The sequence below is a fragment of the Brachyspira catarrhinii genome, assembly GCF_005518285.1.
In the GTDB taxonomy this organism is placed as follows: domain Bacteria; phylum Spirochaetota; class Brachyspiria; order Brachyspirales; family Brachyspiraceae; genus Brachyspira; species Brachyspira catarrhinii.
Window position 1 is genome coordinate 1 of sequence record NZ_SJDU01000625.1, and the last position, 888, is coordinate 888.

The 888-nt window shown below is 32.9% G+C and carries 2 protein-coding genes; both read left to right on the forward strand.

Features of this window, described 5'->3' with window-relative positions; all coding sequences use genetic code 11:
- Positions 1-734 (forward strand): SLC5/6 family protein (locus tag EZH24_RS12700; protein WP_473807490.1); only part of this gene is annotated, 734 nt, incomplete at its 5' end.
- A gap of 34 nt (positions 735-768) precedes the next feature.
- Positions 769-864, forward strand: coding sequence for a MetS family NSS transporter small subunit (locus EZH24_RS12705; protein ID WP_137999403.1), 96 nt, complete (start codon positions 769-771; stop codon positions 862-864).
- Positions 865-888: the final 24 nt, after the last annotated feature.

Consider the following 888-nt stretch of genomic DNA (forward strand, 5'->3'; position numbering starts at 1 on the left):
CGGATATATCGAATAACGCTTTTATGACGGGATTTGCAGACACGAGTTTTAGTTTGCTTGCGGGAATAACTGTATTTAGCATAATAGGTTATATGGCGGGTTCTCAAGGAAAAGAAGTTTCTGAAGTTGCTGGCGGAGGAGGAATCGGACTTGCCTTTATAGTATTCCCAGAAGCTATTAATTCTCTTCCAAGTTTAAACGGAATATTCGGAGCGGTATTCTTTTTGGTGCTTGCATTTGCTGGTTTGACTTCGGCTATTTCTTTAACGGAGGTTGTAGTATCGTCTTTTATAGATAAATTTCATTATAATAGAAGAAAAACGACAATCGTAATTATTATAATACAAGGTTTAATATCTATGGTTTACGCTACAGGCGGCGGTTTATATATACTCGATATAGTCGACCATTTCATAAATAATTATAATATTGTAATAAGCGGTTTAATCGAAATAGTTTTGATAGCTTGGGTTTATAAACTTAAAGACTTTAAAGATTTGATTAATAGAGTAAGCGAATTCAGAGTTGGAATTTGGTGGGATTTCTGTTTGAAATTTTTAACTCCCGTATTTTTAGCGATTTTTTTGGCGTTGAAAATAATAGAAGATTTCAGAGTTCCTTACGAAAATTATCCTCAAGCCGCTTTGGTCGGATTGGGATGGTCTATGCCGATTATAGCTTTCATAGTCGGTATCGTATTGGCTAAACTCAAAGAAAAATATATTAATAAATAAAAATATAAAAAATTGATTAAAAAAGGAGAAAATTATGGGAATAGATTCTGCTATATTTATGGGACTTAGTTTGCTTGCCGTTTGGGGCGGATTTGTATTTTTCCTAACGATAGCTTTAAGGAAAATGTAAAAATTTTCAAAATTGAGTTTTATA